Raw genomic sequence first — 20,522 nt, 5'->3', positions numbered from 1 at the left:
TTCTAATAATATTAAGTTAATTTATAATTTTCAATATTTTTAAAGTGATTTTTTCCGAAATTTCGGAATTTATCTCCAATAAAATTCCGAAAACCTGGAAATTCCAGAAATTCGGAATTTTGTTTTTCGAACATTTTGTGAATTTTTTATAGGGAACAATAATGATGAATTAATTCCTTCATCCATTTATGTACTTCTAAAAATTGAAACCCTGCTTTTTTAGCTTTCTCATTACTCAACGATTGATCGCTATAAGCGTCGAATGGAGATTGTTTTTCATTTGCACCCTGAGATTTAATAATAGCCTTTTTACCAGTTTCCATTTCACAAATATTTATTATTTCTTTAAATGTTACTACACCATTGGAGCACGCATTAAAAGGACCACTTTTAATCGATTCGTTCTCACCTAACCAAAGTAAAAACTCAGCAGTTTCATAAGAATCGATAAATGTCATCTCTTTGTTTAAATCAGATATAATAATTTCTTCATTTCTTCCAATTTTATCAACATGGAAGAGTAATCTCTTCGTATAATCATCTGGCCCTAATACGACTGGAAATCTAGCCGCAAACACTGGAAAGACTGCTTCTTGAAATAAAACAGCTTCACAAAGGCGCTTCCCTTCCGCATATGAATACTTATTATCATTGTTATATTCAATTTGATAATTAAATGGATCAAAGTCATTTTCAACATGGTTTAATCCAGTATCATAAACGGCTAAAGATGATGTGAAAATATATTTTTTAACGTGATCAGTTAATAGATTAATAATTTCTTTCGCTTCATTTGGAGTATAGCAAATATTATCATAGACTAAATCCCAATTATAATTACTTAATTGAGCTAACGTATCAGGATTTCGTCGGTCAATGATAAATCGACTAACATCATCTCCAAAGTCATCTTCTGTAAGTCCTCTTGTTGCGATGGAAACATCATAACCTTTTTCGATTAGTTTATGAACAAGTCGTTTTCCGAAAAACCTCGTACCACCTAATACTAAAACTTTTTTCATTTTTTGACCCTCCAAAGAAAAAATACCCATATTAATAATTCGCCATAAAACTACAAATCACCTTTTTAAGTAGGAAACAATTTTATTAAAATTATTCTAATAGACTTGAAAACAGTATTTTTATCATTAAAAGAAGGCTGACTCAACGAACGCAATCTGTTTTTAAATGATTACTAATAGTTTTTACAATATATCAACGAATTTTAGCGATATATCAACTAACTTCACAACTTTATCAATATTGTTCACTTAGTGTTCGTATTTCACAAAAGAAACACCTCATAATTTAAAATTTATTTTACATAAGAAAAGGAGGCTTCTTATAAGCCAATTGACTTTTAAGATACCCCTAATTTTATTTAGTAGATTTCAATCCCCCTCCAAAAAGAACTTGTAACCATTTCGAAAGCTATAAAACTACTAAACACCTTTTTATTTTAAGAAACCTCTTTTATCAAATTAGTTTTTCTATATGGCTGTTTTTGCGATTTGGACATAATCAATCAAAAAGAGAGCCCCAATATAATAATCAGGGGCTCTCCATTTTTATTACTATTTGTTTAATACAACTGTTTGAGTTGTAACACTCACATTTCCTGCAGCATCTTTTGCCGTAACATAGATGACAGTTCCAGTGAATGTGCCATTCGCGTTATGAGGTATTTCTAAACTGAAGTACCCATTTTTATCAGCTTTTACTTCACTTACTACATTGTTGATTTTGATCATAACCGTCGCATTTGCTTCGGTTTTACCTGTGATCGTTTGATCTTTTTTCGTTACAGTATTAACGATTGGTGCATCTGGTGCTGTAATATCCACTACAGTGATAGTTGTTCCACTACTTACTTTACCATCTTCATTTGAAGCAGTAATTACTAAAACAGTACCTGCTTTTTGTTTTGCGATTGGAAGCGTAAAGTCACCTGCTTCATTTGTCTTGCCACTTGCTACAACAGTATCGCCTGATTTTACAGTAATAGTAACATTAGGGTCTGCTTTTCCAGAAATTGTTGTATCACTGTCACCTAAGCCTTTAACAACTGGTGCGTTTGGTATTGGCACCACTTTTGTTGTTAAACTCACAGCGTTTGATACACCAGCGTTTAAACCACCTGTAATCGATACTCTGAATTGATAATTCGTGTTTTCAGTTAAACCATTTACAGTTACTTTGCCGTCAGTCACAGACAATGTGCCGTCTGTTGTTGCTGTTTGCCAGCTTGATCCATTATTTGAAGACTGCTGGATTTTTATCGCTGTTGCATCCACCGCTGGGTTCCATGTGAATGTTGCTTTGTGAGCACTGCTATCCACATTTTTGAATGTGTTTACGCTTGATGCGATGCCAAGCACATTAAAGTAGTCAGTTGCGTATTTTCCATCTACCATCTCTTTTGGTGTGATTAAAGCATCGAAGTTTGATTTATACAAGTTACTTACTAAGAAATTCATATCTTTCTTATCTACAATTCCATCTTGGTTTAGATCTTCGATATTGAATTTTGTTGTATTTTGAACTCCAAACATTTTCGCAACTTGTTTCACGTCTAAGACGTCAATCACGCCGTCGCCGTTCACATCACCAGCTAGACCATTCGGTTGCCTAGATGTAGCTCCGATATAGCCGCTATACGCACCTACATAGTCGCCCCATGGAGTCTGAGTATTCATTGTGATGGTCTGAACGCTCTTTAAGTGCCCCGGTGCTTCGATGATTACTTTGAATGGGTCTTTTGAAACCGGAATGTTTAAGATATTGACATACCCTTTCGGATCAATCGTTCCCGGGTATTTAGATCCATCCGAAAGTAGTGCATATGCTTTCGCATTTAGCTTTGAATAGTCCATCGTTACGTTGTTCGCAAACGCTTGAAGTCTAACAAAGGATTGAACTGAATTATGCGTCGGAAGAACTTGGAAGCTGTTCACTCGACTAAACGCTGTAATGTTGGTCGGCTGCGTTTGACCATACTGCATTATGCTGAAGTTAGTCATTACATCATCCTCAACCATATTCCCATATAATACCGAAGCCGGCCCTTGCGGGTCATCGTTCTTCACTTTTAGTGTTACTTTCAAAAATGGCATTTTATCGCCGCTGAATCCTTTGAAGTCTTCTCCGCCGCTTAAATGTGCGCCAACATTGATCATAGTTTTAGCTGAATAAAGAGGGTCAGCCGTTGCAACAGGCGTATCTAGATTTACCTTCACGCCATGATCATCTGCCCATTTTTGGAATTCAGGCGCTACCGTCACCCCTTGCAAATCGTATACATCTTTCCAGTACGTTGCATTATATGTCCCTGACATCATTTGCTGAACATTGTGAAGGTTCAATGTCATCGTGACTGTATCATTCAGAGTCACTTTTTGTTTGTCATACGTCGGCATCATATACGGCGTGCCTTTTTTAACAAATGCATATTGATGGAAATCATTGACTAGTTCCGCGTTTCCTGCTACATCCTCAGGGAAAAGTGTGACAACTGCCGGACCATTTTCAATGTCCGATTTTTCAATTCCGAATTTCGTATCCCCATTTGCATCTATAGGGAATGTAGAATCTGGATCGTCAATGCGATTATAGTAATAAAACAACGTGTTATCCGATTGAGTGATGCCTAGAGGAGCCAACTGAGCGGTTCCTTCATCATATAAGTTAGCATGAACCCAAAACGCATGATAGGTATTGCCATCCTGTTTTTCATCCGTAAAGTCTGAATCACGAAGCTCGTACACGCCTGGAGCATGGTCTTTATAAGTCAATTTAGGCAATTGGTTGTCCACTATAAATAGCATCGACTTCTCATACGTTTTCGCATACATATTTGTCGTATCTGTTGCACGGAATTTAATCGTGTACTGACCTTCTGGCAAGGCTGCTTTTGTGAACTGGCTTGTCAATTCTTTCGACGGATCGCCGATAAATGGATAGTAATTAGCTGCGTCAAAAGAGAACGATAAAAACCGATCCGTTGGCGCTTTACTTACATCAATTGGCGATAAATTGGTAGCTCCAAGCGCGTTGCCGTTTTTGTCATAAATTACCGCCCAGACATATGTCATTGGGCTGTTTAATGTGAAGCCGATATTTCGTGCACTGCCATAATTAAAAAATGATGGGATGACCGGCTTTCTAGTAGAGGCCGCATTGTCGTCCATCTGCAAGTTGCTGAATCCTTTTTCAACCGTACGAACAGCCAATGGCATGCGGTACGTTTCACTTGGATCATTATGATTTACAATGTTCAAATATCCTTCGTATTTACCATAATCTGCACTACTTGGTACGTTCACGGTTGCTGTAAAGCTTGTTGTTTCACCTGCTTTTACTGTTAGTGATGGTGAACTTGTTGTCACTGTTATGCCGTTTTTAGTTGCATCACCTACCGATGCATTTGGTTTAATAAAAGTTGCAGATATATCAAACGTTTTGTCAGAGTTTCCTCTATTTTTTACTTTCACTGTTCGATTACTCGTATTGGCCGCACCATCTTTTCTATACACTGCGCCAAATGTTAATGAACCTTTTTCGTAATTCATGTTCACAGTATTACCACTACTATCAATGTTTGCAGTTGTGTCTTGTGCTTTAAAGCTCACGTCACGTTTTACTGCTTTCACTACATTGACTAAACCAGCACCTTGTTCGTATACAGAGTAATCTCCGTCTAGATTTCCAGAAGTGTTCGTCAATGCTGCTTTCACGTCAGCTGGTGTGTAGTCTGGATGTGCTTGTAAGATTAGCGCAGCAATTCCTGCAACATGTGGCGACGCCATCGATGTACCTGATATACGAGCGTAAGCGTTGCTATAGTCTACTTTATCTGGGCTATGAACGAAATATGGATATGTGGAGTACACCGATACTCCTGGTGCAACAACATCTGGCTTAATGTCATATGTCGAAGCAACTGGTCCCCTAGAACTAAAGCTTGCCAAGTGATTTCCTTGTGTATTCGTTGAACTTACATTCGTAAAAGTAATTGTATTTGTGCCTGCTACACTACGTAAACGTTCACCATCAGCTTTAGTCATACGGAATGTTGGTATAAACCCTTCGTCACTTGCTAAGTAATTATCAATGTCACCGTCAATATTGTTAGTCATAATCGCTGCAACCGCGCCTGCTTTCGCTGCGTTTGTTATTTTTTCAGCTAACGAGCTTGTACCACGTGTAATCAGTGCAACTTTTCCAGTTAAATCGATTGGATTACCGTTTGCATCTTTAAAATCAGCTGCTTGTGCTAAACCAACATCAACGAATTGATACGTTTTATTTTCAAGATCTGATACCCGATCGTTATAACCTTTTCCAAGTAACTTGAAGTTAGTAAATGTTTCATTCCCTACTTTTGCTGATGCTGTAGGGACACTTACTGGGAAATCACTTGCTCCAACCGTAATTGCAAGCGCTGATGCACCCGGCGTACCTAGTGTGCCTGCACCCGGACCTGAGTTTCCTGCTGAAATAACACATGTTACACCTGCAAGAGTTGCATTATTAATTGCCACAGCTTCAGCTGATAACGGATCATTACTTGGTGCCCCAAGAGATAAGTTGATAACTTTCATACCATCTTGTAAAGCTTTGTCAATCCCACCAATAATCGCATCTTGAGACCCTGTACCATACGGCCCAAGTACACGATAATTATACAAGTTTACACCAGGTGCAACCCCTTGTGCTGGTAAATCTACATTATTTTTCGATTGAGCTGCAATCGTCCCTGAAACGTGTGTACCGTGGAACGTATAATACGGTTCCCCACCATCACCTTCAGGTTTGCCAGCTTTTACCCAATCATCAACTGTTGTTTCCATTGGATCAGCATCGTTGTCAACAAAATCCCAACCTTTAACTGTTGTTGGATCGATTTTGCTTGCATCTTCTCCACTTTTTGCACGGTAGCCTTTATATACGTCTGTTAAATCTGGGTGATTGTAGTCAATCCCTGTATCAATAACCCCTACATTGATTCCTTTTCCAGTAGTACCTTCTTTATGCAAATCTTCAATACCTGGTAATGGAATGTAATTTTCTGGTAAATTATTCTCACCTTGTTCACTTTGCGCGGAAGCTTTCAGTTCGCTTGGGTCAAGCTTTACTATGTCATCGTTTAATACACGACTTACTACACCAGAATCAAATAATTTCTCAACTAAGTTACCTGGTAGTGTCATTGCCACCCCGTTTAATGCATGTGTGTATTCACGCGTAATTTGAACGGTAGCCTCCCCAGCTGTGTCTGTTGTTTCATTAGATACTTCATTTGGTGCGATACTTAATGCTGATACTGCATTTACTGAATTAGTGTTACTTGCACTATTATTTAGCTCATTTACAAATGACTTGAATGTAGCGTGTGACGATTTAACTGCGCTATTTTCTGCGCTTAATGTCGTTTTTTCACCAGCTACTTCTTTTTGTAGGACACTTATTTTTGCTGGTTCTTGCGTAAATTCGACAATAACCTTGACCAATTTTGAGCTTTTCGTATCAATCTTTGGCGAAATCTTTACATTACTTTCTGTTGATATTTTCTTTAACGCGTCGATTTGATCAGCTGTTAAGTCTGGTGTGCTTGTTTTTTGTGTATGTGAACCCACGACAGTATTTTCTGTGCTAGCATTTGGTGTAGCTGCTAGTACATTAAATGGAATCATCGAGCCCACGACCAGAGCACTGATCGTTGTTTTAGCTAAACGCTCTTTGAAGTTTCTTTTACTCACACTGTTCTCCCCCATTTTTGAAATTTTTTGACAATTTTCTTTCTTTTTTTTATTTTAACGTTAGCAATCGTTATCGTAAATTGGGGGAATTTGACCAAATAAACTATAAAAAAATCAGATAATAGGTACAATTTGTAAATTTTTTTTTTAAAAGTCCTATAAAACTTAATTTTCAAACATTTTTTATTTGGGGGAATTATCATTTTTTTGCCAAAAAAATAAGAACACAAATTAATTGTTATAATTTTCTAACTTTATATTTTTATCAAAAAAAATATTAAAAGAGTTTTTGTAATAAAAAAAGAGATACAAATGCTGAATTGTTTCCTTTAAAGTGGACACATAAAAAAGAGACTGATGACCAGGACATAAAAATACCTGAATAATAGACTCTTTTTTTTAAGTGTCTATTATTCAGGTCTAAGACAACCCTTTTTTGTCATTTAGTAGATTTCAATTCCCCTCCAAACTAAGAAACTGTCCATTTCGAAAGCTATAAATCTACTCTCTATTTTGTTTATAAAAGTCGAATTTCAGGTTACAGAGTATAAAAAAAACATGAAATATATTTATATCTCATGTTTAAGTCATTGTCTTATGACTTTATATACTTTTAATCACAATGTAATGAGTTTCAGGGCGTGCATTTAACCTAAGTGGTATAGTCGTTGTTCCATATCCATTACTTATTATTTGAGTTATCCCATTATACACATGCGTTTTACCTTTTTCATATGGACCATATCCGAAAATTCTTATTTGTCCTCCATGCGTATGACCACTTAATACAAGCGATACTCCATGTTCTTCCTTTAAAAACTTCAAGATTCTTGGATTATGACTAACTAAAAGCTTAAATGCATCTTGTTTAACACCTTGAAAGGCAAGATCAAGATCCACCTTCCCCGTTTTCAAATCATCTACCCCAATTAATGCCCATTCTCTTTGCAAATGGTTTAAGGTAACAGAAGCGTTCTTCAAAACAGTTACATTCCATTTATTAAAAATAGTCAGTAAATCCCTTTTTTCAATTTCTATATCATTATTACCCCAAACAAAGTAGACCTCACCAAGACTACATAGTTTTTGAATATTATTTTCAATCCTTTCAAGAGGCACTCCCTTTTCTAATAGATCACCGCCTATAATGACAAGGTCAACTTGATTAGACAACCTCTTAATAATAGAAGAATCTATTTTTCTTCTATGAATATCGGAAATAAAAAGGATTCTAATCGGCTTTTCAAGGGGAGTAGTTGAAAAAGAGAATTCATGTTTTGAAATTATATTCATATGAGCCTCAATAAACATATACACTAGCAACATAAAACCTAGTAATATACAAATAAAAAATATATAAATCATATAGCCCCCCCATTTTCAGGATTGGAAAAATTAGATTCACGCTGTATGCATATCTAAAAGTCCTTCACTTAGTATCCGCTACTTAATTTCCTTAATAATTCTAGCTGGATTCCCTCCAACGACTACATTGTCAGGAACATCTTTTGTTACAACAGCACCAGAAGCAATCACTACATTATGTCCAATATTTACTCCTGGATTGATGATCGCTCTTCCACCAATCCAAACATTATCACCAATTGTAATTGGTTTACCAAATTCAACTCCACTAGCCCTCTCAACTGGATCAAGTGGATGTGTGGCAGTATAAATATGAACCCCAGGTGCCATAAAGCAATTTACCCCAATATGTACCGGGCAAACATCCAAGATGACACAATCAAAGTTGGCATAAAAATTTTCACCTACATGAATATTGTAACCATAGTCACATTTAAAGGTAGGTTCAATATTTATCGTTTCACCCGTAGAACCAAATAATTGTTTTAATAGACTTTCTCTTTTACTATTTTCAGTTTCAAACGTTGAATTAAATTCACGCGTCAACCTTCGAGCATTACCTCTCTCTTCAACTAATTCATCATCCCACGCTAAATACATCTCACCATTTATCATTTTTTCCTTCTCGCTCACATTAGCCTCTCCTTTAAAATCTTTTTTCACCTATCTTTTCCGGCTTTTCCTGTCTTTTTCATATTAAAGTATTATAAAAAATAAACAAAAAATTGATAGGAGGTATTTCATTGGAATTAACGATTTACCTGTCGTTTATTGCTGTGTCCTTATTTTTAATAATAGCACCTGGACCAGATAATATTTTTGTTATGGCACAAAGCACTTCATAAAGAAAAAAAGAAGGAATTGCAACGGCATTTGGCCAATGTTCTGTAGTTACTATCCATACACTTGCTGCTTCAATTGGATTATCAGCCATTTTGTATAAGTCAAATATTGCTTTTTCCATTTTAAAATACTTAGGAGCTTTTTATTTACTGTACTTAGCTTACCAGGCCTTTCGTTCAAGCAATGAAGTAAGTTCGTACTAAATCCAAAGGTATCTTTATTCTTAGTATCGTTTTTTCTCAATTTATAGACAAAAGCGGTATGGCTGTTCCTCTACAGATGATTGTTTTAGGTTTAACTTTTATGGTACTAACTCTCATTGTATTTTCAATTATAGCGATTTTTGCAGGTAGCTTGGGTGAAATATTGTTACAAAATGAGAAATCATTTAAAATTACCAATCTAGCACAAGGCATTATTTTTACTGGCATTGGATTGAAGCTGTTTTTTTGGATCGATCGTAATCACTAAAACAGAAAAATGAGTACTGTGGATAGTACTCATTTTTTGTTTTGTAGGGAAGGAACTGTATCAATCATGATCCATTTTACTGGATTTCGTTATGTTTTAGTCGATTTACATTCTATTTTATTGTTGTTTCTTTGAATTTAGTAGGTGACACTCTATTTATTTGTCATTAGTGAGTCCTTATTTGCAGATTCCAAAATATTATTTGCAGTTTTGAATTTTTTAATTACAGATATGCTAATTTTAATTGCAGATATGCTATATATTAATTGCACCCTGATTGATTTATTTGCACTTTCAATATCTTTATTTGCAGCTCATCAAACATATAGCACTCAATATATTTATAATATTTTCAACTCTCCAGGTTTAATCATATTTGCTTGTTTTAAGAATATGTACACAATATACGAAACGATTCCTGGAACTAAGATATAAGTAACAATCATTGGAATAATAACTGCACTTCCGTATGTAGCTAATAAATTCATTGGTGCAACTAATGCGCATAACCCTAAACCTGCGATTTCTTTTGGCGCCTCAATATGAAATAAGAATGCAGAAACCGGTCCTGCCACAGCACTTGCAACTGCTGTCGGTATAAGTATTTTGATATTCCTTGTTACATTTGGGAGTTGTAATTTCGGCGTGATGATTAATAATCCAAGGATACTTCCTGGATCATTCTCTCGTGCAGAGATAACAGCTAAACCAACAAATTGTGCTGCACATCCTGCTAATGCAGCCCCACCAGCGAGTCCATCTAAATTCAATGCAATAGCTAACGCAGCAGAAGACGCTGGCGAAACAATTAATATCCCCCAAACGACTGCTAATACAATCGAAGCAATAATTGGCGAACCTTCTGTTGAACCTTTAATAAAATTCCCAACCGCTATTAAGATTGGAGAAATCCATTTTGATAAATATAATCCAACTAGTCCTGAAATTAAAATTGCAAATAGAGGTACAACCATTAAATCTAGTTTCGTTTTACCTTGAACAGCTTTTCCAATCAGAATTGCAACTAAAGCTGATAATAAAGCTCCTACTGGTTCACCCATTTTAATGGTCATAGCCGTATCTACCATTAATAATGCACCGGAACCGATTATTGCAGCAGACATTGCGGAAAAAATAATTAATGTACTTGAACCTAATAAAACAGCTATACCCGCTCCAATAGCTGGTGCCATTAATAACTTAGTTGAAAATCCGATCGTCACTAAAGATTCAAAATGAAAAATTTTCCCAATACTCTCAAGTAAAGACCCGATACCGATCATTACGAAAACAGCATGCGCTATCCCTTCTGATGCTCTAAATACACTACTTTTTTCTTGCTTACTCATATAATACCTACCTTTTTTTAGTAACTACTTCTAGTATTTGCATAATGAATAGAAAATTATTAATAATTAGAAGCACAAAAAAACGTCCAAATGATTGGACGCTTTCAATTAGAAAATTATACCATATTCGTTGCAAAGCTTAAACACTCTTCTGCTTTCATTATTTGTTTCAATACTTCATTCGTTGAAGTTCCACCTTCACTTATTCTTGCTTCCATAACCGTTTTTGGATTTAATGTATGATAAATATCTTCTTCAAACACTTCATTAATCATCTTAAATTCCTCAAGATTTAATTCCCCAAGAAATTTATGATTCTCAATAGCATATAGAACCGTTTTCCCAACGATTTCATGTGCTTGTCGGAATGGAATATTTTTTCGAACTAAGTAATCAGCAAGGTCAGTAGCGTTTGAATAATCATTTTTAACAGCTTCGTACATTCGAGTTTCGTTTACTTTCATTGTATCAATAATTCCTGATAGTAATTGCAGTGCCCCTACAACAGTATAAACAGTATCGAACATACCTTCTTTATCTTCTTGCATGTCCTTGTTATATGCTAAAGGTAGTCCTTTTAAAACAGTTAATAACCCGATTAAGCTGCCATAAACTCTCCCTGTTTTACCTCGAAGTAATTCTGGAACATCTGGATTTTTTTTCTGCGGCATAATACTAGAGCCGGTACAAAAAGCATCGTCTAATTCAATAAACTGAAATTCTTGACTAGACCAAATGACAAATTCCTCTGATAGTCTAGAAATATGTGTCATTAGTAATGACGAATCAGAAAGAAACTCTACGATAAAATCACGATCACTTACTGCATCTAAACTATTATGATAGATATCACTAAAACCAAGTAATTCAGCGGTACGTTGACGGTTAATTGGAAATGTCGTTCCAGCTAATGCACCTGCCCCTAATGGTGAAATATCCACTCGTTTTAAACTATCTATGAATCGGCTTTTGTCACGCTCAAGCATCCAAAAATACGCAAGTAAATGATGTGCAAATGAAACAGGCTGTGCTCTTTGTAAGTGCGTATACCCAGGCATAATTGTATTTACATGCTTTTTGGCTTGTGCAACGATTTTATTTTGAACCTCTTCAATTAAATGAATAATGGAGGACGTATTATTTTTTAAAAATAGGTGCATATCCGTTGCTACTTGATCATTTCGACTACGACCTGTATGTAGTTTCCCTCCTACAGGACCGATTTCTTCAATTAGCAAACTTTCGATATTCATATGAATATCTTCATTTTCAATACTAAATTGAACTTCATTTTTCTCAACTTTTTTTAAGATCGTATTTAAACCTTCTATTATAAGTTCAGCTTCATTGATTTCAATTATGCCACATTCTCCAAGCATCGTTGCATGTGCGATACTACCAGCTATATCTTCCTTAGCCATTATTTGATCAAATTCAATTGATGCCGTAAATTCTTCTACTAATTGGTTTGTCTCCTTCGTAAAACGTCCGCCCCAAAGTTTTGACATAACTGCCTCCTTCATCCCACTCTATATTTTATTTACTTAAAACTGTATTTTTCTGTGTAACTTCGCTATATACCTTTGTTGGTAATCCCCATAGTTTAATAAAGCCTACCGCTGCATTATGATCAAATAAATCACCCTTTGAATAAGTTGCAAGCTCTTCATTATATAGACTAGTTTCTGACTTTCTACCTACTACTGTATGAGTACCTTTAAATAATTTCACACGAACAATACCACTTACTGTTTCTTGTGTTGTATTTACAAACGCATCTAAAGCACCCATTAAAGGTGAATACCATAATCCATCGTAAAGCATTTTTGAAAATTGTTGTTCAATACTTACTTTAAAATTTGTCACCTCACGAGGCAATGTAAGGAATTCTAATTCTTTATGAGCATTGATTAAGATTAGTGCCGCTGGATTTTCATATACTTCACGCGACTTTATGCCTACTAATCTATTTTCAATATGGTCGATTCTTCCAACTCCGTGCTTTCCACCAATACCATTTAATTGTTCTATCAGTTGAACTAGCTCAATAGGCTGACCGTTCAAGCTAACTGGTACACCCTTTGAAAATTCAATTTCAATATATTCAGGAACATCCGGAGTATTTTCAATTGCATTCGTCCAATCAAAGGCTTCTTCAGGTGCTTCATTCCATGGATTCTCTAATACACCTGCTTCACAAGCTCTTCCCCATATATTTGCATCTATTGAAAATGGATTATCTAGATCGACCGGAATCGGAACACCATTTTCATGAGCGTATTGTATTTCCTCATCACGAGTCATGCCCCATTCACGAACAGGCGCTACTACTTTAAGATTCGGGTTCAAGGCCATTACTGAAACTTCGAAACGAACTTGATCATTTCCTTTTCCTGTACAACCATGTGCTACCGCAACTGCACCCTCTTGCTGTGCTACATCAACTAATAGTTTTGCGATTAAAGGTCTTGATAGAGCAGATGATAGTGGATACTTACCTTCATATAATGCATTCGCTTTTAGAGCGGGGACAATATATTCATTTGCAAATAAGTCTTTTACATTGATCATATATGACTTAATTGCTCCTAAATTTAACGCTTTTTGACGAACAGCTTCAACATCTTTTCCTTCACCTAGATCAAGACAAAGTGCAATTACATCGTAGTTATATTTCTCCTGTAACCATTTAATACAAACTGATGTATCTAAACCACCTGAATATGCTAAAACAATTTTTTCATTTTTCATGTTATTACCCCCGATTAGATTTTTTAAAAATATAATAGATTTTTAGAATTATAAATTACCCATTAAAGCAACTAAGATTGCTTTTTGAGCATGAAGTCGATTTTCAGCTTCATCAAATACTACCGAATGATTACCGTCAATTACTGAAGCTGTTACTTCTTCTCCTCTATGTGCAGGTAAGCAGTGCATGAATAAATAATCTTCTTTTGCGTTTTCTAATAAGTGATCATTTACTTGATACGGACTAAAATCTTTTAAGCGAATTTCAGTTTCTTCCTCTTGCCCCATACTGGTCCAAACATCTGTTATCACAACATCAGCTCTACTTACACCATCTACAGGATTATTAACTACTTCAATAACACTTCCAGTAGTTTTTGCAACATGTTTCATCGATTGAAGTACTACTTTATTAGGTTCATACCCAACGGGACATGCAATTGTTAAATAAACACCAAGCTTAGCTGCACCTTCAATTAAAGAATGACAGATGTTATTATTCCCATCTCCTACATAAGCAATCTTCAAACCTTTTAATCTACCTTTATGCTCAAGAATCGTTAAGAAATCAGCCATAATTTGAGCAGGATGGTGCAGATCAGTTAATCCATTAACAACCGGAATGGACGAGTGCTCAGCAAACTCCTTCACCATCTCATGAGTATTTGCTCGAATCATGACTCCGTCTACATAACGAGAAAATACTTTCGATGTATCATGGACAGTTTCTCCTCTACCAAGCTGTAAATCTTTACTGCTCATAAAGATGGCATGACCACCTAATTGCATCATCGCGATTTCAAATGATAATCTCGTTCTTGTAGAATTCTTTTCAAAAATCATCCCTAGCACTTTGTCTTTTAAATAAGGATGGGCCTCTCCCGCCTTTTGCATATTTTTCATTTCTAATGATTTTTCAAGTAAGAATAATAATTCACTTGATGAAAACTCACTTATTGTAAGAAAATTTTTATCTTTAAAATCCGACCATTTTACAGAGCTAAAATTTCCTTTTGTAACATTCCCTTTTGTCTTTTGAATATAACCATTTTTCTTTACATGGTTTTCTTTCAATACTTTACTCATAAATCCATCCCCTTTTTTTAGAAGCTCAGATTCTTATATAATGAATTATTATACACAAATATAAATAATTATACAATTGGTTTTTTAGTTTTTTTTGGTAATTTTTTTATTAATATTTTTAACACGCCATCAAAACCCGTATAAACACTTGTTTCACACTGGAAAACAAGATGAAAAAAACGGATAAAATAAAAAAAGGTGAACTAACCAATCATAATAAATGATTGGTTAATTCACCCATTTAAATATTTATTCATTTACCAAGAAATGACTTTAACATCCAAAGCATCTTTTCAATTTCAGCAATCTTACCTAGAAATAAGTCAGCTGTTTCTTGATCATCACTTTCTTCTGCAATTGAAATGACTTCACGTGATTCTTGTACTACTTTTTCATAGTCTTTAATTAGATCAGATACCATTTCTTCTGCAGAAAATGTATGATTTCCTTCTTTAATCGTAGCCGTTTCTAAGTATTCACGAAGTGTTGCAATTGGTTTTGCACCAATTGTTAAAATCCGTTCTCCTAAATCGTCTACCATTACTTTTGCATCGTCATAATACAATTCAAATTTTTCATGTAGCGTAAAGAAATTCGGTCCTTTTACATACCAATGATAGTTATGTAATTTTACATATAACACATTCCAATTCGCTAGTTGTTGATTTAATAAACTTTCTAAATTTGCCAACTTCATTCACACTCCAATTTCTTTGTTAACATACAAAGAAATTTTTCCCAAAAAGTGTGTAGTCTATTCTATTTTTCCCATGAATGTTCAATTGTCGTTCGAAATAATTCATTTAAGTTCCCGATATTCACCTTGTTCGATTCAGTAATCCCCTTAACATACTCTTCAAAAAACTGAATGTTATTTTCAATAAAATCGTTTAATACTTTTTTTCTAGGCTCTAAATCTAATTCATCACCTTGTTTTTTTCGGATTAATAACTTGCCTACTTCTTCTAAAAATTCCTGGTCTAGCCCTTCCATTTCTAGAAGTTCATCAAACATAATTGGTGGAATTTCATTGTATTTTTTGATCCACATACAAGCTAAAATTGGTCTTAATACATAAAAATACTTTTTAATCTTAACTTCTTCCCCTTGCAAATAATCACGATAATTCCCTTTAGCCATATGGAGATAATGGTAAATACACGCCTTTTTAGAAAGAATTTCATTCCCCATTTTTCTTAATACTTCTGAAATCGTTAAATCATCATGATATACAATTGGAGATCTTAACCATTCTAATAATGCCGGGTTTGATTTTGCAAAAAGATTAAGAGCCTTTTTTAAGTCCCAGCCACTAAAATCGAGTAAATCATTGATTGGATATTCAATTACGTCACGTCTTTGGTCAATGCTTAAATACCATTCTTTCTTATGTACATAGACAAAACGCACATCATAATCGCTGTCTTTAGATGGAAAACCCCACGCTCTACTACCAGACTCAACGGCAAATAGTATCTTTACGTCATGTTCGGCTTCTATTTGTTTTAGTTTTTCTATAATAATTTTCTGCATATGTATCACCCTTACAATTAATGATTACGTGCTATAGTATAACTATTATAATCGATAGGATGTGGCTTTTAGTGGAAAACTTTATTTATGTTTTAAAACCAGTTCGATCAACTTTTTTACATGATTCAACGGAAGAAGAACGCAATATTGTATCGGAACATTTTCATTATCTACAGAACTTACATAAAGAAAAGACTGTATCATTAGCTGGAAGAACCGAACAAGCTGAGTTTGGTATTGTCATCTTAAAAACAGAAAGCTTACTGCATGCTAAAGAAATCATGCAAAATGATCCGGCTGTTAAAAAGAACGTAATGACTGCTGAATTATATCCATTTTTAATCGCATTAAATTAAATACAAAAAGTGCATCGAAATTGACTAATTTAAGTCGTTCTCGATGCACTTATGGTTAAATTACTTAAAATTAGGCTCTGTTAATTTAAAATGTTGATTTATGAGTACTAAAAAAACTGTTTTCACCCAACAATCTTTTATTTTAATGCTTATTCAACAAATGCATTGCTTTAGTTAAATAACATAGTAACAAGAACCTCTAATTTTAGACCGTATTTATTTATTGTAATACTTCCACCTATTTAATAAACTCAGCTCTAAGTAAATAGACAACATCATAGTCTCTTATTTCATCAATATGTTTATTCACATCTCTATAAAAATCATCAGTAAGCGAATCCATACGATGTCCCTCTTTTTTATAACAAATGCTAGCTAAGACTATATTATTTTTAATAGGGTTGTTTTCTGTTTGGTTGCTTCCCGAAATACTCGTAACGCCTTCTAATCCATCTTTAAAAGTAGTTTCCAACTGATTAACTACATCTGTTGAACCATCACTATTAATACTGATATTAAACAGAGATTGATTTTGATTATTAGGTGTTTTAGAAGTTGTAAAGATAATTGAGCCATCCTCTTTAATCCCAGAAGTAATATGATCTATCTTATCTCCAACTAATTTACCAAATTCATATTTTTCAATCCAAACAGATAATTCCTTGTAATTACTGTTAACATTGAAGTCATAAACAAAAGATTTATCCGATGTTGTTGAAAGTATTGCCTTTTCTCTTTTTGTCAACTTAGCTTCAGAAATAGCATTGTTTGATTTTGGATTATTAGTACAAGCACTCATAGAAAATACTAGCAAAATTAATATTGTTGTGGATATAATCTTTTTCATTATTTCCTCCTATAACCTTAGTAGCAATAATTATAACCCAAATATTGGTAAATTTGTTAAAAATCCTTATCCAACTTTCCTGCCATCGCCATTTTGTTGAAAAAAAAAACGACCGCCGAAGCAGCCGATCGTTATTGAGCTAACGCATGCGTTCGTTACATAAGAATATTTTTAATAAGTTGACTCTGTTAAACTAAAATGTTGATTTTTGCGTACTAAAAAAGACTGTTTTCACCAAACAGTCTTTTTAATGCTTTTTGAACTTAATCCATATTTATATCATCTAAAAGAATTTCAACTACTTTATCCGCCAACCAAAATTCAATTATTATTTTATTCTTTTTATCAACATATCCTATGATGTTACACCCCTGCTCGACTCGTTCAAAATAATTTGGTCCATATAAAGAAATAATATCTTCTTTTGAATTGCCTAATTTTATTCCTTTTATGGTTTCGAGTTCAGAATGACGTGACATATTATTTATATTACCAATAACAAGTCTTACGATTTCTCCTTTGTTTTTCCCACTTATGATTGAAGCCGTTTCTAATCCGTTTTTCCATAGATAGTAATCATAAAATTCATTATCTGCTTTTTCCAACGGTTTGCCAAAGCGTTTTGTGTAAGCTGAAGTATTAATATTATCATGTAGCTCTACTTTATCGAAGATTTCATTTGAAAGGTCTGTGGATTTTACAAATTTTGTATAGAATGGACCGTCTTCAAAGAACCTGTACGAATTAATAATCAAGCCAAATGCAATTAAAAAAATAAAAACGAAAATCATTTTTTTCTTCATAGAATCTCCTAACATTTACCCTTAACACATATATTTTACCATAAAATTCCAAATAATTATGCAACTAAACTGCCATTTAGCTGCATAAGTAAAACGATCCTTCGTTATTGAAGATTCGCATGCGTTAGTTGAATAAGATGGTTAATATATATTAATTTTTTTTGAATGACTTTAACATTTCTAAGGCATCTGAAAGTATATCCTTTTGTCGCTCAAGTTCATTAAGTTCTTCCTTAACCTTTAAAATACATTTTGATAAGACTTCATCATTTATATCTGAATTGATATTTTCTTCGATCAATTGAAACGTGTTTGCTTGGACTTCGAAGTTACCAGTTAACAAATGATAAACTAACGTTTCTAAGTGTGCCGAACAATCAAATGCTTTCAATGCATAAAACAAGGAACCTCGATTTCCCAGTGTTTTAGGGTCATTTATCATTTCTATCAGTGGTTCAATTGCTTTTTTACTTCCTATATCACTAAGGGCAATCGCAATCGAATTTCTTATTCTATGATTATCTGTGCTTTTTAAGTATTCGATCAGAAGAGGGATACAATTTTCTTGTTTTGTTTCCCCGATTTCTTCCAATATTCTTTCTGCTGACTCTACTTTATCGCTTTCAATTACTTTTCTTATGATTTCTAAATCCATCTCTACACCCACTTCAATAAATCAATTTTACTATAAATTTCTACAAAAAATTAAGGTTACCTTGTTCAACTAATCTGCCATATAGTTGAATAAAAAATGAGCTACCGAAGTAACTCATCTTGTTCAACTAAAGCAATGTGTTAGTTCAGTTAAGTTATAAAGTTCTTCAATCTTTATCTATTACATTTTGATTTATTTTAGCACTATCCTTTGCATCTTTTTTTTGAAACATGAACTAATTTTAAACACTACTTTGTTACTACTTCTTTTCCACCCTTTGATTTGTAGAGTATTAATGAAATTCCTGATTCTGAATGAGGAAGATATTCAACTTTACAATAATAATTTCCCTGATGAGCTTTATAATAGAGGTTGTTAGAGAAGGTTATAATATGCTTTCCAAATTTAGCCTCTAAAATCCCACCTCCTCTTCCATTATATTTATCAATTTTACAATTCCCTTTGATCAATTTTGGGTGTTGAGACAATGCGTCTGGTAAATCTTGAACAAGTTGTACAAAAGAAATACTGGAATAAAAATAAACGATTAAAGCAGCTACTAATCCGAATTTTTCTTTTAAGGTTATTTGATACGATTTTTTGTTTTTCCTAATCTTTTTATATATCAATTTGCCATTTTTCTTCTTCTTTGTATAAAAAAACCAAATAGAAATTGGGATTCCAATAATTAAAGGTAAATATATAAATAATTGAAAAAAATAACTTACCATTAATTGACTACTTCCTTTCGAAATAAATTATTAAATAGCTAAATATTATTCCTACTCTCTTACCAATATACCTTCTTACACTAAACTGCCTAATAGTAAAATAGGAGCTGATCAATAAATCAGCTCCTAAGTGCTATTCAACTAAAGAATGAGTTAGTTGAATAAGAAGATTTGATAATGACTTATGAAACAGTAATATCAAAAAAGTATATTTACAAGAATTGCTAAGATTACAAATGGAATAACTCTCTTGAAAAACCTCTTCCAGTCACCTTTTGTATCTGAAAATATAATTATTAAAACATAAATACTACATATCAATCCAAATACTAAATCAGAAATGTTTAATATTTTTTGTAGTAATAAAAGTACAATAATTATTAGAATCTCAGAAGTTTTAATATCGTTATTTTTTTTCTTCAATTATTATAAAACTCCTTTGTTTTTATATGTAACTAACGCATTGCGTTAGTTGTATAATTTATTTTTACTCAGCTAAATACCAGTACCAAGCCATAATAAAGGATACAGACACACGACAAACAAAAATGAGGCTTAATAGTATCATAACAATCCTTAGCTTAGATTTTCTCAATAATATTGATATAGCTAAAGCTATTAAAGGTAAAATAATCACAACAATTTGAATAGTTATATTGACAAAAGTATGTGCACCCCAAGGGTTTACACTCCAAATACCACTACCATGGTTATTCAAAAAATACACTAGAAAACCAAAGATAAACATATTAATAATAATACAAAGAACAATCTTTACTTTCTGCACTTATCTTTCCTCCATAAAATAAAAAACTTAGTTCAAAGCTACAAATTAAATCGTATATACATATAATTCAACGTAAATTCTTGACTTCCTTGTTCAACTGATATGAACGAAACTGTCAACTCACCATACCCAAATGGTTTTATTTTTTTGTTTTTGTCTGTTTTTAGGCAGACTTATTCTAAGACTA

The 20,522-nt window shown here is 33.7% G+C and carries 19 protein-coding genes; 3 read left to right on the top strand and 16 right to left on the bottom strand.

Annotation, left to right across the window (positions count from 1 at the left end; all coding sequences use genetic code 11):
* Positions 1–146: 146 nt before the first annotated feature.
* The 5 genes from ACFWM3_RS24420 to ACFWM3_RS24400 all read right to left on the bottom strand — a co-directional run bounded on the left by ACFWM3_RS24420 (position 147) and on the right by ACFWM3_RS24400 (position 9,087).
* The gene (locus tag ACFWM3_RS24420) at positions 147–1,022 is read right to left on the bottom strand and encodes an NAD-dependent epimerase/dehydratase family protein (RefSeq protein ID WP_390313304.1); all 876 of its coding nucleotides are present in this window, start codon (positions 1,020–1,022) and stop codon (positions 147–149) included.
* Positions 1,023–1,574: 552 nt separating this feature from the next.
* Complete coding sequence (locus ACFWM3_RS24415) at positions 1,575–6,758, bottom strand: S8 family serine peptidase (RefSeq protein WP_390313303.1); 5,184 nt, start codon at positions 6,756–6,758, stop codon at positions 1,575–1,577.
* A 603-nt stretch (positions 6,759–7,361) separates the two neighbouring features.
* Complete coding sequence (locus ACFWM3_RS24410; RefSeq protein WP_390313302.1) at positions 7,362–8,123, bottom strand: metallophosphoesterase; 762 nt, start codon at positions 8,121–8,123, stop codon at positions 7,362–7,364.
* Positions 8,124–8,201: 78 nt separating this feature from the next.
* The gene (locus ACFWM3_RS24405; protein WP_390313306.1) at positions 8,202–8,738 is read right to left on the bottom strand and encodes a sugar O-acetyltransferase; all 537 of its coding nucleotides are present in this window, start codon (positions 8,736–8,738) and stop codon (positions 8,202–8,204) included.
* Between the two features lie 142 nt (positions 8,739–8,880).
* Complete coding sequence (locus tag ACFWM3_RS24400; RefSeq protein ID WP_390313300.1) at positions 8,881–9,087, bottom strand: hypothetical protein; 207 nt, start codon at positions 9,085–9,087, stop codon at positions 8,881–8,883.
* Here ACFWM3_RS24400 and ACFWM3_RS24395 point away from each other — a divergent pair.
* Together ACFWM3_RS24395 and ACFWM3_RS24390 are read left to right on the top strand one after the other, a co-directional pair.
* Positions 9,020–9,169, top strand: coding sequence for a LysE family transporter (locus ACFWM3_RS24395; RefSeq protein WP_390313305.1), 150 nt, complete (start codon positions 9,020–9,022; stop codon positions 9,167–9,169). The two genes, ACFWM3_RS24400 and ACFWM3_RS24395, sit on opposite strands and share 68 nt — an antisense overlap.
* A 58-nt stretch (positions 9,170–9,227) precedes the next feature.
* Positions 9,228–9,437: a hypothetical protein gene (locus ACFWM3_RS24390; protein WP_390313299.1), complete on the top strand. Its 210-nt coding sequence runs from the start codon at positions 9,228–9,230 to the stop codon at positions 9,435–9,437.
* Positions 9,438–9,778: 341 nt separating this feature from the next.
* Here ACFWM3_RS24390 and ACFWM3_RS24385 read toward each other — a convergent pair whose 3' ends face one another.
* The 6 genes from ACFWM3_RS24385 to ACFWM3_RS24360 all read right to left on the bottom strand — a co-directional run bounded on the left by ACFWM3_RS24385 (position 9,779) and on the right by ACFWM3_RS24360 (position 16,156).
* Positions 9,779–10,786 (bottom strand): PTS sugar transporter subunit IIC, encoded by a 1,008-nt coding sequence (locus ACFWM3_RS24385; RefSeq protein WP_390313298.1) that lies wholly within the window; start codon positions 10,784–10,786, stop codon positions 9,779–9,781.
* A 116-nt stretch (positions 10,787–10,902) separates the two neighbouring features.
* Complete coding sequence (gene argH, locus ACFWM3_RS24380) at positions 10,903–12,294, bottom strand: argininosuccinate lyase (RefSeq protein WP_390313297.1); 1,392 nt, start codon at positions 12,292–12,294, stop codon at positions 10,903–10,905.
* Positions 12,295–12,322: 28 nt separating this feature from the next.
* Complete coding sequence (locus ACFWM3_RS24375; protein ID WP_390313296.1) at positions 12,323–13,537, bottom strand: argininosuccinate synthase; 1,215 nt, start codon at positions 13,535–13,537, stop codon at positions 12,323–12,325.
* Between the two features lie 48 nt (positions 13,538–13,585).
* A complete protein-coding gene (gene argF / locus ACFWM3_RS24370) occupies positions 13,586–14,623 on the bottom strand; it encodes an ornithine carbamoyltransferase (RefSeq protein ID WP_390313294.1) in 1,038 nt (345 codons plus the stop codon).
* 253 nt (positions 14,624–14,876) lie between these two features.
* Complete coding sequence (locus ACFWM3_RS24365) at positions 14,877–15,320, bottom strand: Dps family protein (RefSeq protein WP_056471992.1); 444 nt, start codon at positions 15,318–15,320, stop codon at positions 14,877–14,879.
* A 62-nt stretch (positions 15,321–15,382) separates the two neighbouring features.
* Entirely contained in the window at positions 15,383–16,156 is a 774-nt protein-coding gene (locus ACFWM3_RS24360) for a nucleotidyltransferase domain-containing protein (RefSeq protein ID WP_390313293.1), read from the bottom strand.
* A 71-nt stretch (positions 16,157–16,227) separates the two neighbouring features.
* Between ACFWM3_RS24360 and ACFWM3_RS24355 the strand changes: the two genes are divergently transcribed.
* Positions 16,228–16,512, top strand: a complete 285-nt coding sequence (locus tag ACFWM3_RS24355) for a YciI family protein (RefSeq protein WP_390313292.1) — start codon at positions 16,228–16,230, stop codon at positions 16,510–16,512.
* A gap of 238 nt (positions 16,513–16,750) precedes the next feature.
* Here ACFWM3_RS24355 and ACFWM3_RS24350 read toward each other — a convergent pair whose 3' ends face one another.
* From ACFWM3_RS24350 to ACFWM3_RS24330, 5 genes are all read right to left on the bottom strand, one after another.
* Positions 16,751–17,359 carry a hypothetical protein gene (locus ACFWM3_RS24350; RefSeq protein WP_056471986.1) on the bottom strand — a complete coding sequence of 203 codons (609 nt, stop codon included), beginning with the start codon at positions 17,357–17,359 and terminating at the stop codon, positions 16,751–16,753.
* 263 nt (positions 17,360–17,622) lie between these two features.
* Positions 17,623–18,162 carry a hypothetical protein gene (locus tag ACFWM3_RS24345; protein WP_390313291.1) on the bottom strand — a complete coding sequence of 180 codons (540 nt, stop codon included), beginning with the start codon at positions 18,160–18,162 and terminating at the stop codon, positions 17,623–17,625.
* Between the two features lie 151 nt (positions 18,163–18,313).
* Complete coding sequence (locus tag ACFWM3_RS24340; protein ID WP_390313289.1) at positions 18,314–18,817, bottom strand: HEAT repeat domain-containing protein; 504 nt, start codon at positions 18,815–18,817, stop codon at positions 18,314–18,316.
* Between the two features lie 248 nt (positions 18,818–19,065).
* Complete coding sequence (locus tag ACFWM3_RS24335) at positions 19,066–19,548, bottom strand: hypothetical protein (RefSeq protein WP_390313287.1); 483 nt, start codon at positions 19,546–19,548, stop codon at positions 19,066–19,068.
* A gap of 487 nt (positions 19,549–20,035) precedes the next feature.
* Positions 20,036–20,335, bottom strand: coding sequence for a hypothetical protein (locus ACFWM3_RS24330; RefSeq protein WP_390313286.1), 300 nt, complete (start codon positions 20,333–20,335; stop codon positions 20,036–20,038).
* Between the last annotated feature and the right edge of the window lie 187 nt (positions 20,336–20,522).

Origin of the sequence: Gottfriedia sp. NPDC058432, assembly GCF_042721555.1 — a bacterium.
Classification (GTDB): domain Bacteria; phylum Bacillota; class Bacilli; order Bacillales; family Bacillaceae_G; genus Gottfriedia.
This window is presented reverse-complemented; position numbering and strand designations above follow the sequence as displayed.